Origin of the sequence: Bacillus cereus group sp. BfR-BA-01453 (assembly GCF_022662915.1) — a bacterium.
Classification (GTDB): Bacteria; Bacillota; Bacilli; order Bacillales; family Bacillaceae_G; genus Bacillus_A; species Bacillus_A paranthracis.
Genome location: NZ_JAKUEN010000009.1, coordinates 1 through 21,314 on the forward strand (window position 1 = coordinate 1; position 21,314 = coordinate 21,314).

Consider the following 21,314-nt stretch of genomic DNA (forward strand, 5'->3'; position numbering starts at 1 on the left):
AAAAGGTTACCCCACCGACTTCGGGTGTTACAAACTCTCGTGGTGTGACGGGCGGTGTGTACAAGGCCCGGGAACGTATTCACCGCGGCATGCTGATCCGCGATTACTAGCGATTCCAGCTTCATGTAGGCGAGTTGCAGCCTACAATCCGAACTGAGAACGGTTTTATGAGATTAGCTCCACCTCGCGGTCTTGCAGCTCTTTGTACCGTCCATTGTAGCACGTGTGTAGCCCAGGTCATAAGGGGCATGATGATTTGACGTCATCCCCACCTTCCTCCGGTTTGTCACCGGCAGTCACCTTAGAGTGCCCAACTAAATGATGGCAACTAAGATCAAGGGTTGCGCTCGTTGCGGGACTTAACCCAACATCTCACGACACGAGCTGACGACAACCATGCACCACCTGTCACTCTGCTCCCGAAGGAGAAGCCCTATCTCTAGGGTTGTCAGAGGATGTCAAGACCTGGTAAGGTTCTTCGCGTTGCTTCGAATTAAACCACATGCTCCACCGCTTGTGCGGGCCCCCGTCAATTCCTTTGAGTTTCAGCCTTGCGGCCGTACTCCCCAGGCGGAGTGCTTAATGCGTTAACTTCAGCACTAAAGGGCGGAAACCCTCTAACACTTAGCACTCATCGTTTACGGCGTGGACTACCAGGGTATCTAATCCTGTTTGCTCCCCACGCTTTCGCGCCTCAGTGTCAGTTACAGACCAGAAAGTCGCCTTCGCCACTGGTGTTCCTCCATATCTCTACGCATTTCACCGCTACACATGGAATTCCACTTTCCTCTTCTGCACTCAAGTCTCCCAGTTTCCAATGACCCTCCACGGTTGAGCCGTGGGCTTTCACATCAGACTTAAGAAACCACCTGCGCGCGCTTTACGCCCAATAATTCCGGATAACGCTTGCCACCTACGTATTACCGCGGCTGCTGGCACGTAGTTAGCCGTGGCTTTCTGGTTAGGTACCGTCAAGGTGCCAGCTTATTCAACTAGCACTTGTTCTTCCCTAACAACAGAGTTTTACGACCCGAAAGCCTTCATCACTCACGCGGCGTTGCTCCGTCAGACTTTCGTCCATTGCGGAAGATTCCCTACTGCTGCCTCCCGTAGGAGTCTGGGCCGTGTCTCAGTCCCAGTGTGGCCGATCACCCTCTCAGGTCGGCTACGCATCGTTGCCTTGGTGAGCCGTTACCTCACCAACTAGCTAATGCGACGCGGGTCCATCCATAAGTGACAGCCGAAGCCGCCTTTCAATTTCGAACCATGCGGTTCAAAATGTTATCCGGTATTAGCCCCGGTTTCCCGGAGTTATCCCAGTCTTATGGGCAGGTTACCCACGTGTTACTCACCCGTCCGCCGCTAACTTCATAAGAGCAAGCTCTTAATCCATTCGCTCGACTTGCATGTATTAGGCACGCCGCCAGCGTTCATCCTGAGCCAGGATCAAACTCTCCAATAAAGTTAGTTTGTCTAGCATCTAAAATAAAAATTGACGTTTCACGTTGTTTGTTTCGTTCAGTTTTCAAAGAACTACTTAGTCGCTCATTTGCGACTTCCTTATGTTAACATCTTCGTTTTTCGATGTCAACTAAGTTTTTTAATTTCTTTTTTATCGTTTTCTGCGTTTCCGCATCAGCGACGGTTATTAATATATCATGCAGTACATACATGGTCAATACTTTTTATAAAAAAATTTCACATCCCGTTAAAAGTTTAAAAACATGTTTCAAAAATCATTATAATCTCCCTACCTTCTGCATTTCATATCTTATCACTTTACCATATTTCTGAGCGATAGAAAATTCTAAATTTTATGTTATATTATTATTATAGGAGCGTGGTGAGAATGAGCATTAAGTATTCAAACAAAATCAATAAAATCCGGACCTTTGCATTAAGTTTAGTATTTATCGGCCTCTTCATTGCATACTTAGGAGTCTTTTTCCGTGAGAATATTATTATTATGACAACATTTATGATGGTTGGCTTTTTAGCTGTTATCGCTAGTACAGTCGTTTACTTTTGGATTGGTATGTTATCTACTAAAACTGTACAAATTATTTGTCCAAGCTGCGATAAACCTACAAAAATGCTCGGTCGTGTCGACGCATGTATGCATTGCAACCAACCTTTAACAATGGATCGAAATCTAGAAGGAAAAGAATTTGATGAAAAATATAATAAGAAGAGCTATAAATCATAGGCACATATGAGTACAGTAAGGAAAGTGTATCCTTACTGAGCTAAACATTAAAAGGTGATTTCTTGGTTAAGAAATCACCTTTTGTATTTATCCTTAATTAAATCCTCCACTGAACATTTTAAATCATTCTGAACCTAACGTAATTCCCATATATAATAAAGAAAGAGGTTGACGTAAAGCCGTCAACCTCTTTCTTTATTATATATTACGCCTTATGACACTCTGGACAAACGCCATAAATTTCTAAGCGATGACTATTAATAACGAAGCCTGTCGTTTTCGCAGCTTCCTCTTCAAGCTGTTCCAAACCTCCATAAGGAAAATCAACAATCTTACCACATTTTTCACAAATTACATGATAATGTTGACTTGTAACATAATCAAATCTACTTGAAGCGTCTCCATAAGTTAATTCCTTTACAAGTCCAACCTCTTTAAATACACGCAAGTTATTATAGACAGTTGCAACACTCATATTTGGAAACTTACCTTCTAATGCTTTATAAATTTCATCCGCTGTTGGGTGCGTCATAGATTCCACAAGGTACTCTAAAATAGCATGACGCTGTGGAGTAATGCGTACACCCGTATTTTTCAGCATTTCTAGCGCTTCTTTTAATTCTTCTTTGACCACCGTCATGCACCCCGATTCTATACGGATTATTATTTTATAATTCTTATAAAGAGTGTACTCCTTTTCTTATAAATCGTCAATATTTCTACTATAAGTATGTGGTTTATTTTTGTATATGGCCTTATTCTTATGTATCTTTCCCTATTTTTTATGCATTTACAATAGAAAAAAAGTGCGACATAATCGCACTTGGAATACTATCATCTGAGGAGGTATGCCCTACACTTCACTTTATGTAAGACAATAAAATATGTATAGACACTCGCCTTACTTCTATATATTTTATCTCCACAATGGATTTACTTTATATAAGAAAGAACATCTTCAATATGTCCCTTCACTTTCACTTTACGCCACTCTTTTACAAGCTCACCGTCTTTATTAATAAGGAATGTAGAGCGCTCAATTCCCATGTACTCTTTTCCAAAGTTCTTTTTCAACTTCCAAACATCGTACAATTCCGCTACCTTATGATCTTCATCTACTAAAAGTACAAATGGAAGTTCATGCTTCTCAATAAATTTCAGATGTCTGTTCGCTGAATCAGGACTTACACCAAGAATAACTGTATCTTTCTCTTGAAATAATCCATATGCATCTCGAAAATCACACGCTTCAGTTGTACACCCTGGAGTCATATCTTTCGGATAAAAATATAGAACTACATTTTTCCCACGAAAATCAGCTAAGCGAACTTGTTCCCCGTTACTTCCCTCTAATGTAAATTCCGGTGCCATTTCTCCTACTGTAACCATTGTTATCACTCCTATTCTTTTCTTTTACTATAACAAATGCCATCTTATTTTTCATTGTCTATTACAGACCTCATCACGAAAGCAAACGGTAATGTATATCCAATTAGCGCTTCTCCAATTGCAATCCACCGCCCAATTCCAATCGGAGATATGTCACCATATCCAACAGACAATAAAGTAACTGCGCTAAAATATAAACAAATTTCAACCAGTTGAAAAGAGTGAGCGTTTAAGCTTTCTCCATCCTCTTTCAAAACTGCAAAACCCATTTCCTCTAATACAACGTAACTTAATCCAAATGCAATCAATACTGTTGTATAAATCAAAAATAATGTAGCTAAATTATACAGCGAAAAAAAACGCGTTGAATCCGAATAGGAACTCCATAATAATTGGACACTCCTCAAAATAGCAATTGCTGCAATTAATAGAATAAATCCCCATAACATGTCCTCCACCTCATTTTATATGTATGAGACAGCCATTAGATTTATCCCTTAGAAACAAACAAGCTTTTATAATTAATTCCCTGCACCACGGTACCTTTTTACCCCTTGATTCCAAAGAGTGATTGCAATCGTAAAACAGATAACACCAACAAATGGTGTTGCAAATGCATAGCTATTCCACTCTGTCTTTCTTAAGAAGTATGCTGCTGGATACACTCCAACAAACGCAAATGGTAGGACAAACGTTAAAATGAAGCGAATCACACGGTTATAAATATTAACAGGATAGCGGCCATAATTCCCTATGTTATACATTAGCGGCATAATCGAACTTTTCGCGTCCGACCAAAAACCAAGACTTGCAAGCGTAACAAATATCCCTCCGTATACAAGTGCGCCCCCTCCTACCATCAACAAGAATAAGAAGATATCGTACCAGTAAAAAGATAATTGCAACTCCACTGCTGCGTAGCCCATTACAATCATCCCTGTAATCGCTCCAATTAAAGATTCAAGCTCCATTCTTTCTAATATAATTTGAAATAAACTATGAATCGGTCTCGTTAATATGCGATCCATTTCTCCTTTAATAATGTAACGATCATTAAAGTCCCATATGTTAAAGAAAGCTGAGAAAATGGCAAATGGCACTAAAAAGAAACCATAAATAAAGATTACTTCTTCTCTACTCCATCCTTTTAATGCTTGTGTATGCCCAAACACAACGAGAATAAAGATTAAATTAACAGCCTGTAGTGATAAATCAGAAAGTAATCCAACGATAAAATCGCCCCGATACTCCAATTTTGTTTTTATATATTGGCTTGCATATTGCAAAAATAGTTTTATATATATCATCTCATCATCCCCCTTGTACAATTAGACGTTTTCTCGCCGTTCTCCACATAAGTACAATCGGAATAATAAGTACAATGGCCCAAATTACTTGGAATAATAATGCCTCATACAATTTACTTCCTTGTATACCTTCTGAGAAAATCATACTCGGAATATAACTAATAGCCTGAAACGGTAAAAACATCATTGTCTTTTGGGCCCATAACGGATAAAAACTAATTGGTAATAATAGACCTGAAAACAAATCAATAACAACACGTTTTGCATACATAATTCCGCTATTATTAAATAAGAAGAATGTGAGCATTCCCGTCATTAAATTAATTTGTGTATTAATAATAAAACTAAATATTAAAGATAAGAAGAAATATAACCACGTTTGAAAGTTCGTTGTAATTTGCAATGAAAATAATAAGGTAACGATGACCATACCCGGAATTGAAAAGAAGGCAAAGCGAAATATTCCTTCACCAAGACCTTGCATCACTTTCATCCCTAAATAGTTATATGGACGTATCAGTTCTACCGCTACACGTCCCTCTTGAATCTCCATCGCAATTTCCCTGTCTATATTATTAAAATAAAAAGCACGTGCCATCCAGGCAATTGCGATATACGTAGTCATTTGCGAAATAGATAAACTTTCAATATTCTCTTTTCCGCTATAAATTGCTTGCCACAAAAAATAATATGCGCCGATATTAATTGTATAAATTAAAATCCCGCTATAGTAGTTTGTACGATACGCAAGCATCATTAAAAAGCGAATTCGAATCATTTCAATGTACTTACCCATGTTTAATACCTTCCTCATAAATGTTACGAATAATTTCCTCTGTAGACACTTCGTTAATTTTTAAATCTTTAATTTGAAAGGCTTGTACCACTTTAGAAATAAGCATTGAAATAATAACTTCTTCATTCGGTATTTTGGCAATCCACGCGTTTTCCTCTTTCGCTTTCGACCAAACGACATGACTATCTGGCATAACCATTGATAAATCCTGATAAGAAACTGGTGCGACAAACTGAAAATGTATTTCTTTCTCTGCTCCCCACTGCGTACGAAGATTATGTAAAGAACCGTCATACATAATATTGCCTTCATCCAGCATGATAACGCGCTCACATAAAGCTTCAATATCAGTAATATCATGAGTTGTTAATAAAATCGTTGTTTTATAACGTTCATTCATTTCTTTTAAAAATTCACGTATTTTCAATTTCACAAGTACATCTAACCCAATTGTTGGTTCATCTAAAAATAATAACGGCGGATTATGAATTAATGCTGCCGCTAATTCACAACGCATTCTTTGACCTAAAGATAGCTTTCGAACTGGCTTATCTAATAAAGGACCAATATCTAACGTTTCGATCACGTGCTCCATATGTTCTTTATACTGAGCGTCTGATACACCGTACACTTTTTTTAATAAACGAAACGATTCTTGTACCGCAATATCCCACCAAAGCTGTGAGCGTTGTCCGAAAACAACACCAATCGTTCTTACAAATTCTTCCCTCTGCTTATGCGGGTTCATCCCGTTTACTAAAATGTCTCCTGATGTCGGAGTCAAAATCCCCGTAAGCATTTTAATTGTCGTTGATTTACCAGCACCATTCTCACCGATATATCCAACCATTTCACCTTGTTTCACAGTAAAAGATACATCATTTACTGCTGGTACTATTTTATAATTACGATTTAATAAATCGCGAAATGCACCCTTTAAACCTGGACGACTTGAATAGGCTGTAAATTCTTTACGTAACCCTTGTACCTCAATTACCGATTTCATAACCGGACCCCCTTCCTAAATGTCACAACGAATAGTTTACCCAACTGCCTTCTCTATCACAAACAATACGTCTTTTCGAAAAACATGTTAGAATAATACATAGATTTTTGTAAGGAGATGAATGGTAGTGAAATTCACAAAATCAGAAGCATTACATAAAGAAGCTTTAGAACATATCGTTGGCGGTGTTAATAGTCCTTCTCGTTCTTTTAAAGCAGTTGGTGGCGGCGCTCCTGTTGCTATGGAACGTGGAAAAGGTGCTTATTTCTGGGATGTAGACGGAAATAAATATATCGATTATTTAGCAGCATACGGTCCTATTATTACTGGACATGCTCACCCGCACATTACAAAAGCAATTACAACAGCTGCTGAAAATGGTGTACTTTACGGAACTCCAACAGCGCTAGAAGTAAAATTTGCAAAAATGTTAAAAGAAGCAATGCCTGCATTAGATAAAGTCCGCTTCGTAAACTCTGGTACTGAAGCTGTAATGACAACAATTCGTGTCGCTCGCGCTTACACAGGCCGCACAAAAATTATGAAATTCGCTGGTTGTTACCACGGTCATTCTGATTTAGTACTTGTAGCAGCTGGATCTGGCCCTTCTACACTAGGAACTCCTGACTCAGCGGGTGTACCACAAAGTATCGCTCAAGAAGTTATTACCGTTCCATTTAATAATGTAGAAACTTTAAAAGAAGCATTAGATAAATGGGGACATGAAGTAGCAGCTATTCTTGTAGAACCAATCGTTGGAAACTTCGGTATTGTAGAGCCAAAACCTGGCTTCCTTGAGAAAGTGAATGAACTTGTTCACGAAGCTGGTGCACTAGTAATTTACGATGAAGTTATTACTGCTTTCCGCTTCATGTACGGTGGTGCTCAAGACTTACTTGGCGTAACACCAGACTTAACAGCGCTTGGTAAAGTTATTGGCGGCGGACTTCCAATCGGTGCTTACGGTGGTAAGAAAGAAATTATGGAACAAGTTGCCCCTCTTGGACCTGCATATCAAGCTGGTACAATGGCAGGAAATCCTGCTTCTATGGCATCTGGTATTGCTTGTCTAGAAGTTCTTCAACAAGAAGGGCTTTATGAAAAATTAGATGAACTTGGTGCAATGCTTGAAAAAGGAATTTTAGAGCAGGCTGAAAAACATAATATCGATATTACATTAAACCGCCTAAAAGGTGCTTTAACTGTATACTTCACAACAAATACAATTGAAGATTACGATGCAGCACAAGATACAAACGGAGAAATGTTCGGTAAATTCTTCAAGCTTATGCTGCAAGAAGGAATTAACTTAGCACCTTCTAAATACGAGGCATGGTTCTTAACGACAGAACATACAAAAGAAGATATTGAATATACAATTGAAGCTGTAGGTAGAGCATTTGCTGCTTTAGCAAACAATAAATAATCCCGCCATTAAAAGGAAAAAAGAAAGCACACCTTTCTTTTTTCCTTTTTTCTATTTCATAAATTCCTCATTAATAGTATAATTATTCATAATTATCTGTTTAATTTTCTTTTATATCCTTACTATCTTTGTATGCAAGGCTGCTCACGCCTTAAATAGTAAGATTATTCAAACTTCAATAAGAGGGGGGATTGACGGATGCTCAATAAAACAAATACATGGACACCGTCTTTATTTCGAGGTTATAAAAATGCAGAACATGATGCGTGTGGAATCGTTTCCGTTATGGAGAAACGAAAAATTCCTACAAAAGAAAACATTGATCTTTGCATACAATCTCTCGTTAAAATGAATCATAGAGCTGGTTTCATTAATGGTGAAGGCGATGGAATCGGTATTCACATTGATGTACCAAAAGCACTTTGGAGTGAAAAACTAAAAAGTAGCGGATATAATCCAACGATCGTGGATCATCCCCACTTTATCGTTGGACATTTTTTTCTAAACAAAAACGCAAATGTAGTTAATTTAAAAAATCATATTCGTACCCAACTAAGCAACGAAAACTTTGCAATTCTTTTTGAAAGTGACGATGCAATAAACTCCGATGCACTCGGTCCACTTGGTAAACAAGAAGAACCTTTATTTTGGCAAGTTGCTCTTATCGCTGAAAATGAAGTTAAAAATATTGAGCAAACATTATTTTCAGTAACGATAAAAATAGAGGAAAACGAAGCGATTCATGTTGCTTCCTTAAGTCGTGATCATGTTGTATATAAAGTTCTCGGTGCTGGTGATACGCTTGTGGCCTATTACAATGATTTACAACACCCGCTGATCGCTTCAACTATGACACTTGGACATAATCGCTATTCTACAAATACATTATCTAATTTTTTTCGTGTACAACCATTTAGCATTCTCGGACATAATGGTGAAATTAACACAATTGCCAAGTTACGCGATCAAGCTGACATGATTCATGTTCCACTTACTGCTGGGGGTAGCGACTCCCAAGATTTAAACCGCACCTTAGAAACTCTACTTGTTCAATACGACTACAGTTTATTTGAAGCAATGGATATACTATTCCCACCAATCATTAATGAAATTAAACTTTATGAACCGCATTTACAAGATTTATATACGTATATACGTGAAGCATGGGGCCATTTTGCACAAGGTCCAGCTGGCATTATTTCACGCTATAAAGATGAAGCTGTTTTCAGCGTCGATTCCCTCGGACTACGACCAGTTTGGAAAGTAGAGACAGAGAGTTCTTATATTTTCTCTTCTGAACCTGGAGTTGTATCTCCAACTGAATATGTAGCAGAACCGAAACCACTCGCTCCTGGAGAAAAAGTCGGACTAAAGTGGAATGAACAAGATGAGCTTGTTCTTTATGAATATGACAAATACCAAGCTCAAGTATATGACCGTTTTAAAAAACGAGTGGATACTAAAGATTATCATTTAAACTTATCTACCCCTGAAACGAAAGAAATCCAAGGATTATGTGATTCTATGCAAGTTGAAACGAAGCAATACGTTGCTTTCGGATGGGATCGTGAACATATTCAACTTCTTGAACAGATGGCAACAAAAGGCGTTGAGCCAATTCGCTCACTTGGGCATGACTCACCACTCGCTGCACTCGATACTGATAGACGAAATATCGCTGACTTCATTAAGGAGAGTGTAGCTGTTGTTACAAATCCAGCAATCGATCGTGACCGAGAAGTTGAACACTTCTCCACACGAACGATACTTGGCGAACGTCCAAGTTTATTGGCTGGTGCTAAACAGCCATTTGTAGTTGAGATGCTTTCCCCAATCATTTTAGAAGGAAGCGTAGCACAATCTATTGCAGAAGAATTACACACAATTACGTACGAACAACTTATACAGCTATTCAATACTCATAGCTCTATCGCTACAATCTCTGCTACATTCAGTCAGGCAGAAACTTTACAATGCGCCTTAAATCGAATTAGTTCTGAAGCGATAACAGCTGTGAACGATGGAGCTTCCCTATTATTAATAGACGATGCTGATGCTCACCTAAATGGACGATTATGGATTGATCCGCATTTAGTTACCGCTAAAGTACATCAAATATTAAGCGAAAATAAATTACGCCGAAACTGCTCTCTCGTTATACGTTCTGGTGCCCTTCGCTCCTTACACGATATTGTCACACTGTATGGATTAGGAGCAGATAGTATTAATCCATATTTATTATTTGCAACCGTAAATGATGGGACGAAAACACCTATTACGAATTTATATCATGCACTTAATAAAGGGCTAGAGAAAGTCATTTCAACAATCGGAATTCATGAATTACGCGGTTACGGTCGCCTCTATTCTTCTATCGGATTACATGAAGAAATCGCAAACATATTACAAATTACAAATTTCTTCGGTTCAAATAATTTAGCTTTCTCGCTTGAGTCACTTGCTGAAGATGCACAAATGCGAGCAGATGATTATAACAATCCTAAAGTTAGAATGCGAAAATCTTTTCATATATTCCCGCGAATTTGGAAAGCAATCGGTGATGTCGCAAAGGGAAACTCTTATGATGATTACCGTGAAAAATTAAGTGAATTAGAAGAAAATAACCCAATCGCAATTAGACATCTTGTTCAAACGAAAGAAACAAAACATGTCGTTCCGGCTGAAGAAGTGTCCATCAGTATTCAAAATCATGATTTACCATTTATTATTAGTTCTATGTCATTCGGTTCTCAAAATGAAATTGCCTTTCGTGCATATGCAGAAGCAGCCGATCAGCTAAATATGATTAGTTTGAACGGTGAAGGCGGCGAAATTAAAGATATGATTGGAAAATATCCACATACACGTGGACAACAAATCGCGTCCGGACGATTTGGCGTAAACGCCGAACTACTCAATTCATCAAACTTAATTGAAATAAAAATTGGGCAAGGTGCCAAGCCTGGTGAAGGTGGACATTTGCCAGGTTCAAAAGTAACAGCCAAAATCGCTGAAGCACGTAACGCTACAATTGGCTCAGATTTAATTTCACCTTCTAACAACCATGATATTTATTCCATTGAAGATTTAGCTCAAATGATTACAGAAATTAAAACGGCCAATCAACTTGCGAAAGTAGCTGTAAAAGTTCCTGTCGTCCCTAACATTGGAACAATTGCTGTCGGTATCGCAAAAGCTGGTGCTGATTTTATTAACATTAGCGGATTTGATGGTGGTACAGGTGCCGCACGTATTCATGCATTGCAACATGTAGGGCTTCCTGTAGAAATTGGTGTGAAAGCCGCTCACAATGCTTTATTAGAAGCAAATATGAGACATAAAGTAGAAATTTGGGCTGACGGTGGTATTCGAAGTGTGAATGATGCCTTAAAAATCATGCTTCTTGGGGCAAACCGCATTGGATTTGGTACATTATCCATGATTGCAATTGGTTGTACAACTTGCCGCGGATGTCATCTAGATACTTGTCACGTTGGAATTGCAACACAAATTGAATCTGAAGCTCAGGCGAAAGAACACGGATTACGCCGCTTCGTCCCGCGTGAATTAGAAAGCGCCGTGGCTGGATTATTACATTTATTCACTACTTTTGGCAAAGAACTAAAACGATTAACAGGAAATCTCGGCTATACAAATTTACAAGAAATTGTCGGACGTTCCGATTTATTAGAACAAGTTCGAGGCGAAAATTTATTAGACTTATGTAATTTACTACAAACGATAGAACATCCATCTATCACAAAAACAGAAGACGTACCAGAAAAACAATTTGAAACAGTTCATTCCCCTCATTCGAAAGAATTAGTAGGGGTTGGCGTAGAGCAACGCGTTATGGGCGGTCTAGAATCTTGCTATCGCGTTCGTAGTAAATTATATGAAGACACGAAGCTTGAACCACTTACATTAAAGTATACGAATGGCTCGATTCCTGGAAATGGATTAGGTGCTTACAATAGTGAGAACTTATTTATACACGTAAACGGCGGCGCACAAGATGGTATTGGTAAAACCTCCTTTGGTGGTGGTATTTATATAACGAAAGCAAAAGGAAAAGACGGTCTATATTATAACGGTTCTGTCGGAAAAGGTTTTGGATACGGTGCACAAAAAGGGGCGCTATACGTTCAAGGTAACGCTGATGCTCGCGCTGGCATTCGCCTCTCTGGAGCAGACATGATAATTGGCGGACGCATGATAAAGCCACTCCGCGAAAAAGAACAAGGGAATATAGGAGCATACTCTAATATTAAAGGTTTCGCTTTTGAATATATGACAAATGGGCGCGCGCTTGTTTTAGGAGATCCTGGTCCATGGATTTGCGCTGGTATGACTGGCGGTGTTGTTTATTTACGCCATGATTCAAGCTTAGGTTTAACAGAACAGGCCTTAAAAAGAAGAATCGCAAAAGGAGCAAATGTTACATTACAACCACTTAGTAAAAATGGTGTGCAAGATGTGACCGAGTTATTACTAGATTATATCCGTGTATTAAATGAACATGAGCAATACGAGGAAGTTGCTTTATTGACACCGTTATTCGATGATATGCAGCAACAGTTTTTTGAAATCATCCCGAAAAAAGAGCAGGCTGATCCATCTATCTCAACAGAGTGATATGCCTAATTTTCATCTTCAAGAAAAAAATTGACGAAGTACACTTCTCATAGTAATCTATAGTAACAATTTGAAACCTGCTGAAATTCAGCAGGTTTTTTTACTAAAAATTGATGTTTAAAAAGAATTAGGAAAAAGTATAAAATGAATCTTAATTTCTTATTAACGTCACTAAAATATCACTTGCTAACATATTGTAATGAATGTATAGTATCATGTTGTACATTCATTATGACAAGAGAAAGGATCTTATTAAGGGTATGAAACTTGGTGCTCGCATTTTAAAAACGGGTATTGCCATCACATTAGCTTTATTTGCTTGTATTTTACTTAACTTACCGAGTCCAGTATTTGCGGGAATTTCAGCTATCTTCGCTGTTCAACCATCTGTATACCGTTCGTATTTAACTGCACTTGAACAAATTCAAGCAAACGTCATTGGTGCGGTATTCGCTATCGCATTCGCTACTGCTTTTGGACATAATCCTTTTATTATTGGATTAACATGTATATTAGTAATTGCTCTTACATTGCAATTACGATTAGAAAACACAATATCAATTGCTTTAGTAACAGTTATCGCTATTATGGAGTATCAAGGTGAAGATTTCTTTAGTTTTGCCTTACTTCGATTTGCGACGATTATGGTTGGAATTATTGCGGCTTCACTTGTAAATTTAGTGTTTATGCCGCCAAAATACGAAACAAAGTTATATCATCGCATCGTTGATAATACAGAAGAAATTGTAAAATGGATTCGAATGAATAGCAGGCAAGCTTCTGATTTTACAACATTAAAAACTGATATTGATCGTATGAAAGAAAAAATGATCAAACTAAACCATTACTATTTGCTGTATAAAGAAGAAAGAAGCTATACGAAAAAAGTAAAGTTCGCAAAAATTCGTAAGCTTGTTTTATTCAGACAAATGTTAGCGACGACAAGTCGTGCTTTAAGTACGTTAAAATCATTACATCGTACTGAAAACGAACTGCGCTATATGCCAGAAGAATTCCAGGAATCTATTCAGAACGAACTTGATTCATTAACACATTATCATGAACAAGTTTTATTAAAATTTATTGGTAAAGCAAAAAAACAACAATCTGTTGAAATGCTTGATGAAGTTGAAACAGGTAAACAGGAATTAATTGATATCTTTATGGAATATCAAAACAAGGATGATGAAGAGGCATATAAAACATGGCTACATCTCTTCCCTCTTATTTCTGCTATTATTAACTATAGTGAAGAAGTAGAGCATTTAGATTTACTTGTGGATAGCTTCTACACATACCATAAACCAGAAGCAGAACTCAAAATCGATGATAAAAAAGAAGACGAATAAAAAACAGCTCCTTTTACGCTAAAGGAGCTGTTTCTGTTATATGTTGAAGTTGATATAAATTGTGGTAATATCCTCTTTTTTTCATTAATTCTTCATGAGATCCTGTTTCTTTAATTTCACCATCTTCAATGTAAATAATCGTATCCACATGCGTAATCGTCGCCAATCGATGTGCAATTATGATCGTCGTTCGATCAGCAGCTAACGTTTGAAGCGCCTCTTGAATATATCGTTCATTTTCTAAATCCAAAGCGGAAGTCGCTTCATCTAATATAAGTAACGATGGATTCTTTAAAAACACGCGTGCAATCGCTACACGTTGCCTTTGCCCACCAGATAACTTCACACCGCGTTCCCCGACGACAGTATCATAACCATCAGGTAACTCAATAATAAAATCATGAATTTGCGCAGCTTTGGCAGCTGCAATTACTTCTTCCTCTGTAGCTTTCGGATTCCCATATAAAATATTTGCCCCGATTGTATCGCTAAATAACAAATTATCTTGCAGTACAATTCCAATATGACTACGTAAATTTCTCATATCATACTTTCTAACATCTATCCCATCTACATAAACTGCGCCTGAAGAAACATCATAGAAACGCGGGATTAAACTAGCAAGAGATGACTTCCCTCCCCCACTCGCTCCTACAAGTGCTACCTTCTCTCCTGGCAATATAGTTAACGAAAGGTTATGTAATACCTCTTTTTCATCCGAGTTGTAACGAAAAGATACATTATCAAATATCACTTCACCATTTAATTTTTTCGTTTGTACCGCACCTTGTACATTCACAATATCGTATTTTTCGTCTAACAGTTCAAACACCCGATCCATCGATGCGAAAGACTGTGTTAATGTCGTAGAGGAATTAACAAGGCGGCGAAGTGGACTATACAAACTATCCATATATCCAACAAAGGCAACCATAGTTCCTAAGGTTAACTGCCCCTGAATCACTTCATACGCCGCAAAACCGATCACGAGTAACGGCCCTAAATCTGTTAACGTATTTACTGCCGAAAATGTTCTCGCCGTCCAACTCGTATGTGTTAAAGCTTTCGTCAAAAATTCATTATTTCTTTTTTCAAATTGCTTCCCTTCATACTCTTCTAATGCAAAGCTACGTGTCACTTGCATCCCTTGAATACGTTCATGTAAATACCCTTGCATCGTTGCTAACGCTTGTGAACGCTCTTTCGTCAATTTTCGAAGACGCCCGAAAAAATATTTCACTGCCACTACATAAATAGGTAAAATTAATAGCGCAACAAATGTCAATTTTATATTCATAGAAAACATAACAATAATAGCGATAGCAATTGTTGCCGTGTCTAACCAAACATTCATCAAACCAGTAATTACAAAATCCTTCGTTTGTTCTACATCATGAATGACACGCGAAATAATCTCCCCTGTTTTTGTATTCGAATAATAACGTAAACTCAACTTTTGTAAATGACCAAAAATATGTTTTCGCAAATCATATAGTATTGTATTTGCGATACGCTGCGCAAAATATTGACGATAATATTCAATCGGTGGTCTTAACACTGCAAAAATAAAAAAAGCAATCCCAATCGCTGTTACTAGTTGGGACGTCTTATCTTGAAGTGACCCTCCGCCCTGAATGACATCATCAATAATATACTTTAATAACCACGGCATAATGAGCGGGATGCCGAATTTAACTAGACCAATCATAATCGTAATAGCAATAAGCCATCGATATGGTTTAACAAATTGCAAATATCTTTTTATACCTTGCACATAATCCCCCCTCTAATAGGACAAACCTGCGGGGAAATCCCCTGCAGGTTTGTTTTAATTTCTGTACATTAAATATCTCTCATACCACATATCTACAAAGTCTGGTGCGAATGGCCCTTTTCTTTGATGAATCCATTGTGTTAGTTGTGCTACATTTCGTTTTAAAATCGTATCAATTACAGGTGGATATTGCATAATTTGACTATGTTTTTCATATTCATCTTCATCTAAAAGTGTATATGTCATATCTGGATACACTTTAATATCTAAATCATAATCAATATACTTTAACGCTTCAGAATCATATGCAAAAGGTGAGCTTAAATTACAATAATAATATACGCCCTCTTCCCTTAACATTCCAATCACATTAAACCAGTAGTTTGCATGAAAATAACAAATTGCTGGTTCACGAGTAATCCATGTTCGGCCATCTGATTCTGTCACTACTGTACGATCATTTGCTCCGATCACAAGACTTTGTGTCCCTTTTAAAATCGTTGTCTCTTCCCACATTCTATGAATGGAGCCATTATGTTTATAACTATGTATTTGTACTTTTTCTCCTTCTTTGGGAAATCCCATATATGCTCCCTTCCTTCAACTGCAAATGCCCTTTGAACTGCATTCACTTTTTTTCTATTATAACTTTTTTGTCGAAATTTTAAAACTAAAGCGATAAGACTCTATATTTCACACTGAATACCATATCTATAGTCTTTCTTAGGGAACGGGGCCAAACGAGGAAAGGAGAATAAAGTGAAACTTTAATCAGCCCTCACCAATCGGACTTTTATGGTCAGCCTGCCCCCACCTAACGCCTTTGCTTTCGCTGAATTTTGAGATGGGGGTCTTACTGCCCATTAAAGTGGGATAAAAAAAGTCCTTCCTCATTTCCATGTAAAGAAGGACCTTTCACCTAAAGGTAACGATATATCTTATCCTAAATTTGAAATCATTTTTTCAGTTTCAAAAGATTGAATCACACTATTTGTTTGCTCTTCAAATTTCTCATGTAATAGCTTGAGCGCTAATTCTGTTCTATATATTTCTTGGCGGATAAAATGTAATTCCTTTTTATCGCACGTATCCTTTTCGCTCATTTCAATTTGCTGATACTTCTCTAGGTGAGCTTGTAACTTCAACAACTCATCCATCGTTTCCAATTGCTCTCCTACCAACTTATCAAAATCGTTCATTACTTACCCCCTTTTGGACTTATTTATCATTTATTATTCCTCATTACATATTTCTAATCTTTAACTTCCTTCTCCTTTGACTACATTTGTTGACTTATTAGAAGTTATGTCGTTCGTTTTATTTTCATTCCCATGACCAAAGCACAAAGAAAACACTTCTCTCGAATTAGAGAAGTGTTTTTCTTTCATTACTGATTTGAACTAGAAGATTGTGATTGTTTTGCAGCTGATTGTGCATTTTGTTTTTTCACAGCATGCACGTCTGTTTCAGTTGCAAATTCAGTACCATAACTAGCGTTTGCACTTTGTGCACCAGAAGCTTGTGCTTTCTTTGCTTCTGATTGCGCGTTTGCTTGTTTTACTGCTTGCACATCTGTTTCAGTTGAAAACTCTGTACCATAACTAGCATTTGTACTTTGAATGCTAGCACCAGAAGTTGCCTTGTTATAACCTTGTTGTTTTTTACTCATCTTTCTCACCTCCACAACCAATAATGTAACCAATTCACTTAGAAGCTATCCGTGATTTTCTTTTTTTAATCTCCGTATATATCTCTTGTCACTCATTCAAACTATAGAAAATGGAGGTGGAAATATGTATATAGGACGCGATATGACTGAACTAACGATGGTTTCAAAAAATGAATGGAAAGAAGATGAATTAGCTTATTTTCATCATTCATTACAACAGATTTTGCCTTATTTAAACGCAGAAGGTCAAAGTATTTACAAAGAAATTGTAATAGAAATTGAATCAAGAGGCGGCTTACAAAAAGGTGATGCTAGTTGGACTCATGGGACGAAAATTTCTTACGATTAAAAAAGTGTTCCCAACCTGGGAACACTTTTTTTGTTTATTGCATTGTAATTTTCTCAACACAACTCTCATAAATCGTACGATGCGATTTAGAGAAAGGTAACTGCTCAAATGCTTCTTTCGATACAAATTTCAATGTATCTGTTTCAACAATATCACCAGTTACTTTTCCGTAAAATACGAATATATCCCAAGTACGATGTGTAAACGTATGTTGTACATTCATTGCGTATTCTTCAATAGAAATCGAAAGCTCAAATTTTTCTTTCATATAATCTATAAGCTGTTCCTTCTGATTACGAATCCCTTCGCCAAGTTCAATATTCGGAAACTCCCACATATTAGCTAATAAACCGGTACTTGGACGTTTATTAATGACGTAACGACCATCTTCCGTTTGAAGTACTCCTGCAACAATCGGTACCATCGTAGGGGCCTTTGCTTTACTTTTGACTGGTAATTCCTTTTGAACACCTTCAGCATATCCCCTGCAATGCTCACGTACAGGACAAAGTAAGCATGCTGGATTTTTAGGAATACAAATCAGTGCTCCTAATTCCATCAAACCTTGATTAAAATAAGATGGATTTTCTGCCGAAATAATTTCACGCACAATCTCTTCAAACACTTTTCTCGTTTTTGGTTTTGCAATGTCATCCCATACTGATAAAATGCGAGACAATACACGCATTACATTTCCATCGACTGCCGGCTCTGGTATACCATAGGCAATACTTAAAATAGCACCTTTTGTATAGGGGCCGACCCCTTTTAATTTTTCAATTTTCTTTACATCACTTGGTACTATCCCGCCATATACTTCTTTTACTTCTTTTACGGCCGCATGTAAATTTCTTGCTCTAGAATAATAACCTAAACCTTCCCATGCTTTTAACACTTCTTCATCATCAGCATTTGCCAAAGCTTCTAGAGTAGGAAACTTCCCCATAAAATTCGCGTAATATGGTTTTACAGCTTCCACTCTAGTTTGCTGCAACATAATTTCCGAAACCCAAACACGGTATGGATCTTTATTTTTACGCCACGGTAAGTCGCGTTGCTCTTTTTCAAACCAACCAATTAAATCATTTTGAAACTGCTCTATGTTAAAATTATTTAATATTTCAAGTGTCAAACTTGATCCCCCTCATTTTTTTGCATATAAGTACTATTATAAAGATTTTAGGAAAAAATTTAAGTAAGATGACATAGGAAATAGAAGGCAAAGGACTTGAGGTATCGAATAAAAAGAGTTACATTAATAAAAAACGGAGGTGGATTTCTATGGACACAGCCACTCACCTTGTTATGGGCGTTACTCTAGGCAGCTTGGCCACGTTAGATCCAGCCATAGCACAAAGTGATATTGGGCCACAAGCAGTTATGCTCGCTACAATTGCTGGTTCCAATATTCCTGATATCGATACAGTTTTAAAATTGCGTAATAACGCTAAATATATAAGAAATCATCGCGGGATTACTCATTCCATTCCTGCAGTGATTCTTTGGTCATTCCTTATAAGTGGCATCTCTTTCGCCTTCTTTTCAGACGCTCCATATTTGCATCTACTACTTTGGTCATTTATTGCCGTCTTTCTTCATGTCTTTGTAGATATTTTCAATGCCTACGGTACACAGGCATTACGACCCTTCACAAAAAAATGGGTAGCACTAGGTATCATTAATACATTCGATACCGTCATTTTCTTCATCCATATACTCGCAATTGCTTGTATGCTCGTAGGTTCCCATAAAGGGTATACTGCCTTAGCAGCGTATATATTGATGATTGTTTACTATATCGGACGGATTATGATGCATAGAAATATAAGAAGCGTTGTACAAAAACGTTTCAAACATGTTGAGAAGATAATTATTTCTCCTTCTTATCGATTTTATCATTATCATTTAGCAATCGTTACAACCAATTATTACTACGTTGCTAGATGGCATCGTGGTAACATCATGGTATATGATAAGTTCAATCGGGTACCGTTCCCAGATAATGCTATTATGCGCGCAGCTAAACAAGATGAAAACATCTCAGCATTTTTATCTTTCTCCCCTGTATATCGCTGGGACATTTTCGATTATGATCATTATTATGAAGTTCGATTCATTGATTTGCGATATCGCAGTAAAGACTATTATCCATTCGTTGCAATCGTTCAACTCGATCATAATTTAAATATTATTAGTTCCTATACAGGATGGATTTTTAGTGAAGAAAAACTTCGAAAAAAACTGGAGTTACTTCCACATTAAAAAAAGCGACTTCAGTCGCTTTTTTTAATGTTTCAAATGATCTTCTTGATTGATTAAATGGCTATATTTCGGATTATTTGTACGCATTTCATGAAGGCGTCCTCCATGATTATTAATCCATGATCGCACAACTTGTTCAGTCATTTCTTCTCCTTGATAACGACCTGATTTCGCATAAGTCGTTTGAAAATCTTCCCACAGTAATTCAACCCAAGCACGCGCTTGTGCGTAAGAAAGCTTGTCATTTTTGTCTAATAGTTCTTTCGTTAATGCTTCATAAATATCATTCATGTTCTAGTCTCCTTTACCTAATTATCCCTTCATTTCTAAAGGATAGTTTCTTCTATTTTGCACATTCTATAATTGATACTTCTTCAAGAGGTATCAACTGATGATGAGGAGGGCGTTCGCAATGGGTAAACAAGCCGAATTTTGGTCTGAGTCAAAAAACAACAGCAAAATCGACGGTCAACCGAAAGCGAAATCACGCTTCGCTTCGAAACGACCTAACGGCACAATTAACACGCACCCACAAGAACGTATGCGTGCTGCAAATCAGCAGGAAGAGTAGTAACAAAGTAACTTAACTTCCTACACGAGGTGATAAAGATGAGCTACCGTGATCGCTTAGATAGTCGTTCTGAATTATTTAACCATACGTGGACTCGTCCGAAACATGCAAAAGCGCAAGTTAACGGACAGACGCAACAAACCCAGTCTCTCATTATATTGGCGAATGAATGTAAAAAACGCCAATTTTAGAATCTCCTATCTCCTGTAACGCCTACCAAAGATGAAAACCAGAGAGATATTCGCTCTCTGGTTTTTATTTTTCTTGCAATAAAGAAATCGGTATTCCAATCTCTTCATTATCATTTTGCTTATGTCCCCAAGCAAATACCCCATTGAAATACGTAATTTCAAATAATATACCAGGTTCTTCTACTAATTCATATGTCTCACCGATATGGAATTTGTTTATGTCAGTCATATAAGCGCGAGCCATTGCTATCTTTCGCATTAATACATCGAACTCATTTACAATTCCAAGTTGCTCAGCTTTTATCGCTTGCTCTTTCAAAAGCCCAATTTCTTCCCTTAGCTCATATGGTGTCATTTCACTGTAGCGCTTTGGCATATTCATCT

The 21,314-nt window shown here is 37.4% G+C and carries 21 protein-coding genes and 1 rRNA gene; 8 read left to right on the top strand and 14 right to left on the bottom strand.

Going from position 1 to position 21,314, the window contains the following annotated elements:
* A 16S ribosomal RNA gene (locus tag MR070_RS17675) occupies positions 1-1,462 on the bottom strand; the annotation flags it as partial.
* A gap of 387 nt (positions 1,463-1,849) precedes the next feature.
* On the opposite strand from MR070_RS17675, the gene MR070_RS17680 reads away from it, so the two are divergent.
* The gene (locus tag MR070_RS17680) at positions 1,850-2,206 is read left to right on the top strand and encodes a YgzB family protein (protein WP_000025063.1); all 357 of its coding nucleotides are present in this window, start codon (positions 1,850-1,852) and stop codon (positions 2,204-2,206) included.
* A gap of 205 nt (positions 2,207-2,411) precedes the next feature.
* On the opposite strand, the gene perR is transcribed toward MR070_RS17680, so the two are convergent.
* The 6 genes from perR to MR070_RS17710 form a co-directional block, all read right to left on the bottom strand.
* Positions 2,412-2,840: a peroxide-responsive transcriptional repressor PerR gene (gene perR, locus MR070_RS17685; RefSeq protein ID WP_000237834.1), complete on the bottom strand. Its 429-nt coding sequence runs from the start codon at positions 2,838-2,840 to the stop codon at positions 2,412-2,414.
* 299 nt (positions 2,841-3,139) lie between these two features.
* Positions 3,140-3,595, bottom strand: a complete 456-nt coding sequence (gene bcp, locus MR070_RS17690; RefSeq protein ID WP_000259038.1) for a thioredoxin-dependent thiol peroxidase — start codon at positions 3,593-3,595, stop codon at positions 3,140-3,142.
* A gap of 44 nt (positions 3,596-3,639) precedes the next feature.
* Positions 3,640-4,044 (bottom strand): potassium channel family protein, encoded by a 405-nt coding sequence (locus tag MR070_RS17695; RefSeq protein ID WP_000964350.1) that lies wholly within the window; start codon positions 4,042-4,044, stop codon positions 3,640-3,642.
* Positions 4,045-4,116: 72 nt separating this feature from the next.
* On the bottom strand, positions 4,117-4,902 hold the full coding sequence (locus tag MR070_RS17700) for an ABC transporter permease (RefSeq protein ID WP_000639353.1): 786 nt from the start codon (positions 4,900-4,902) through the stop codon (positions 4,117-4,119).
* Positions 4,903-4,906: 4 nt separating this feature from the next.
* Entirely contained in the window at positions 4,907-5,698 is a 792-nt protein-coding gene (locus MR070_RS17705) for an ABC transporter permease (protein ID WP_000521525.1), read from the bottom strand.
* On the bottom strand, positions 5,691-6,704 hold the full coding sequence (locus MR070_RS17710) for an ABC transporter ATP-binding protein (protein ID WP_000843643.1): 1,014 nt from the start codon (positions 6,702-6,704) through the stop codon (positions 5,691-5,693). Before MR070_RS17710 ends, MR070_RS17705 begins: the two co-directional genes overlap by 8 nt.
* A 121-nt stretch (positions 6,705-6,825) precedes the next feature.
* On the opposite strand from MR070_RS17710, the gene hemL reads away from it, so the two are divergent.
* The 3 genes from hemL to MR070_RS17725 all read left to right on the top strand — a co-directional run bounded on the left by hemL (position 6,826) and on the right by MR070_RS17725 (position 14,114).
* Positions 6,826-8,130, top strand: a complete 1,305-nt coding sequence (gene hemL, locus MR070_RS17715; protein WP_242261717.1) for a glutamate-1-semialdehyde-2,1-aminomutase — start codon at positions 6,826-6,828, stop codon at positions 8,128-8,130.
* A 198-nt stretch (positions 8,131-8,328) separates the two neighbouring features.
* On the top strand, positions 8,329-12,765 hold the full coding sequence (locus tag MR070_RS17720) for a glutamate synthase-related protein (protein ID WP_242261718.1): 4,437 nt from the start codon (positions 8,329-8,331) through the stop codon (positions 12,763-12,765).
* Between the two features lie 260 nt (positions 12,766-13,025).
* On the top strand, positions 13,026-14,114 hold the full coding sequence (locus MR070_RS17725; protein WP_000765784.1) for an aromatic acid exporter family protein: 1,089 nt from the start codon (positions 13,026-13,028) through the stop codon (positions 14,112-14,114).
* Between the two features lie 13 nt (positions 14,115-14,127).
* On the opposite strand, the gene MR070_RS17730 is transcribed toward MR070_RS17725, so the two are convergent.
* From MR070_RS17730 to MR070_RS17745, 4 genes are all read right to left on the bottom strand, one after another.
* Entirely contained in the window at positions 14,128-15,888 is a 1,761-nt protein-coding gene (locus MR070_RS17730; RefSeq protein WP_044790792.1) for an ABC transporter ATP-binding protein, read from the bottom strand.
* Positions 15,889-15,942: 54 nt separating this feature from the next.
* Positions 15,943-16,473, bottom strand: a complete 531-nt coding sequence (gene ntdP / locus MR070_RS17735) for a nucleoside tri-diphosphate phosphatase (protein ID WP_000506628.1) — start codon at positions 16,471-16,473, stop codon at positions 15,943-15,945.
* A gap of 353 nt (positions 16,474-16,826) precedes the next feature.
* Positions 16,827-17,087 carry a YgaB family protein gene (locus tag MR070_RS17740; protein ID WP_000997582.1) on the bottom strand — a complete coding sequence of 87 codons (261 nt, stop codon included), beginning with the start codon at positions 17,085-17,087 and terminating at the stop codon, positions 16,827-16,829.
* Between the two features lie 188 nt (positions 17,088-17,275).
* On the bottom strand, positions 17,276-17,557 hold the full coding sequence (locus tag MR070_RS17745) for a gamma-type small acid-soluble spore protein (protein WP_000039045.1): 282 nt from the start codon (positions 17,555-17,557) through the stop codon (positions 17,276-17,278).
* A 124-nt stretch (positions 17,558-17,681) separates the two neighbouring features.
* Here MR070_RS17745 and MR070_RS17750 point away from each other — a divergent pair, with 124 nt between their 5' ends.
* On the top strand, positions 17,682-17,906 hold the full coding sequence (locus tag MR070_RS17750) for a hypothetical protein (RefSeq protein ID WP_242261719.1): 225 nt from the start codon (positions 17,682-17,684) through the stop codon (positions 17,904-17,906).
* 34 nt (positions 17,907-17,940) lie between these two features.
* Here the strand turns inward: MR070_RS17750 and mutY are convergent, their stop codons facing one another.
* The gene (gene mutY, locus MR070_RS17755) at positions 17,941-19,038 is read right to left on the bottom strand and encodes an A/G-specific adenine glycosylase (RefSeq protein ID WP_000171401.1); all 1,098 of its coding nucleotides are present in this window, start codon (positions 19,036-19,038) and stop codon (positions 17,941-17,943) included.
* Positions 19,039-19,187: 149 nt separating this feature from the next.
* Here mutY and MR070_RS17760 point away from each other — a divergent pair, with 149 nt between their 5' ends.
* Complete coding sequence (locus MR070_RS17760; RefSeq protein ID WP_000379128.1) at positions 19,188-20,168, top strand: metal-dependent hydrolase; 981 nt, start codon at positions 19,188-19,190, stop codon at positions 20,166-20,168.
* A 24-nt stretch (positions 20,169-20,192) separates the two neighbouring features.
* Here MR070_RS17760 and MR070_RS17765 read toward each other — a convergent pair whose 3' ends face one another.
* The gene (locus tag MR070_RS17765) at positions 20,193-20,459 is read right to left on the bottom strand and encodes a YfhJ family protein (protein ID WP_000998157.1); all 267 of its coding nucleotides are present in this window, start codon (positions 20,457-20,459) and stop codon (positions 20,193-20,195) included.
* A gap of 121 nt (positions 20,460-20,580) precedes the next feature.
* Here MR070_RS17765 and MR070_RS17770 point away from each other — a divergent pair, with 121 nt between their 5' ends.
* Both MR070_RS17770 and MR070_RS17775 read left to right on the top strand, forming a co-directional pair.
* The gene (locus MR070_RS17770) at positions 20,581-20,739 is read left to right on the top strand and encodes a small, acid-soluble spore protein K (protein ID WP_000517891.1); all 159 of its coding nucleotides are present in this window, start codon (positions 20,581-20,583) and stop codon (positions 20,737-20,739) included.
* Between the two features lie 38 nt (positions 20,740-20,777).
* The gene (locus MR070_RS17775) at positions 20,778-20,930 is read left to right on the top strand and encodes a YpzG family protein (RefSeq protein ID WP_000122093.1); all 153 of its coding nucleotides are present in this window, start codon (positions 20,778-20,780) and stop codon (positions 20,928-20,930) included.
* Positions 20,931-20,994: 64 nt separating this feature from the next.
* Here MR070_RS17775 and MR070_RS17780 read toward each other — a convergent pair whose 3' ends face one another.
* On the bottom strand, positions 20,995-21,312 hold the full coding sequence (locus tag MR070_RS17780; protein WP_001057032.1) for a YfhH family protein: 318 nt from the start codon (positions 21,310-21,312) through the stop codon (positions 20,995-20,997).
* Positions 21,313-21,314 lie beyond the last annotated feature (2 nt).

What these genes read in the sequence shown, in the direction of transcription:
- MR070_RS17680 (WP_000025063.1), top strand. Translation starts at nt 1,850, where the DNA reads ATGAGCATTAAGTATTCAAACAAAATCAATAAAATCCGGACCTTTGCA.
- bcp (WP_000259038.1), bottom strand. Translation starts at nt 3,595, where the DNA reads ATGGTTACAGTAGGAGAAATGGCACCGGAATTTACATTAGAGGGAAGT.
- MR070_RS17695 (WP_000964350.1), bottom strand. Translation starts at nt 4,044, where the DNA reads ATGTTATGGGGATTTATTCTATTAATTGCAGCAATTGCTATTTTGAGG.
- MR070_RS17700 (WP_000639353.1), bottom strand. Translation starts at nt 4,902, where the DNA reads ATGATATATATAAAACTATTTTTGCAATATGCAAGCCAATATATAAAA.
- MR070_RS17705 (WP_000521525.1), bottom strand. Translation starts at nt 5,698, where the DNA reads ATGGGTAAGTACATTGAAATGATTCGAATTCGCTTTTTAATGATGCTT.
- MR070_RS17710 (WP_000843643.1), bottom strand. Translation starts at nt 6,704, where the DNA reads ATGAAATCGGTAATTGAGGTACAAGGGTTACGTAAAGAATTTACAGCC.
- hemL (WP_242261717.1), top strand. Translation starts at nt 6,826, where the DNA reads ATGGTAGTGAAATTCACAAAATCAGAAGCATTACATAAAGAAGCTTTA.
- MR070_RS17720 (WP_242261718.1), top strand. Translation starts at nt 8,329, where the DNA reads ATGCTCAATAAAACAAATACATGGACACCGTCTTTATTTCGAGGTTAT.
- MR070_RS17725 (WP_000765784.1), top strand. Translation starts at nt 13,026, where the DNA reads ATGAAACTTGGTGCTCGCATTTTAAAAACGGGTATTGCCATCACATTA.
- ntdP (WP_000506628.1), bottom strand. Translation starts at nt 16,473, where the DNA reads ATGGGATTTCCCAAAGAAGGAGAAAAAGTACAAATACATAGTTATAAA.
- MR070_RS17740 (WP_000997582.1), bottom strand. Translation starts at nt 17,087, where the DNA reads ATGAACGATTTTGATAAGTTGGTAGGAGAGCAATTGGAAACGATGGAT.
- MR070_RS17745 (WP_000039045.1), bottom strand. Translation starts at nt 17,557, where the DNA reads ATGAGTAAAAAACAACAAGGTTATAACAAGGCAACTTCTGGTGCTAGC.
- MR070_RS17750 (WP_242261719.1), top strand. Translation starts at nt 17,682, where the DNA reads ATGTATATAGGACGCGATATGACTGAACTAACGATGGTTTCAAAAAAT.
- MR070_RS17760 (WP_000379128.1), top strand. Translation starts at nt 19,188, where the DNA reads ATGGACACAGCCACTCACCTTGTTATGGGCGTTACTCTAGGCAGCTTG.
- MR070_RS17765 (WP_000998157.1), bottom strand. Translation starts at nt 20,459, where the DNA reads ATGAATGATATTTATGAAGCATTAACGAAAGAACTATTAGACAAAAAT.
- MR070_RS17770 (WP_000517891.1), top strand. Translation starts at nt 20,581, where the DNA reads ATGGGTAAACAAGCCGAATTTTGGTCTGAGTCAAAAAACAACAGCAAA.
- MR070_RS17775 (WP_000122093.1), top strand. Translation starts at nt 20,778, where the DNA reads ATGAGCTACCGTGATCGCTTAGATAGTCGTTCTGAATTATTTAACCAT.
- MR070_RS17780 (WP_001057032.1), bottom strand. Translation starts at nt 21,312, where the DNA reads ATGAATATGCCAAAGCGCTACAGTGAAATGACACCATATGAGCTAAGG.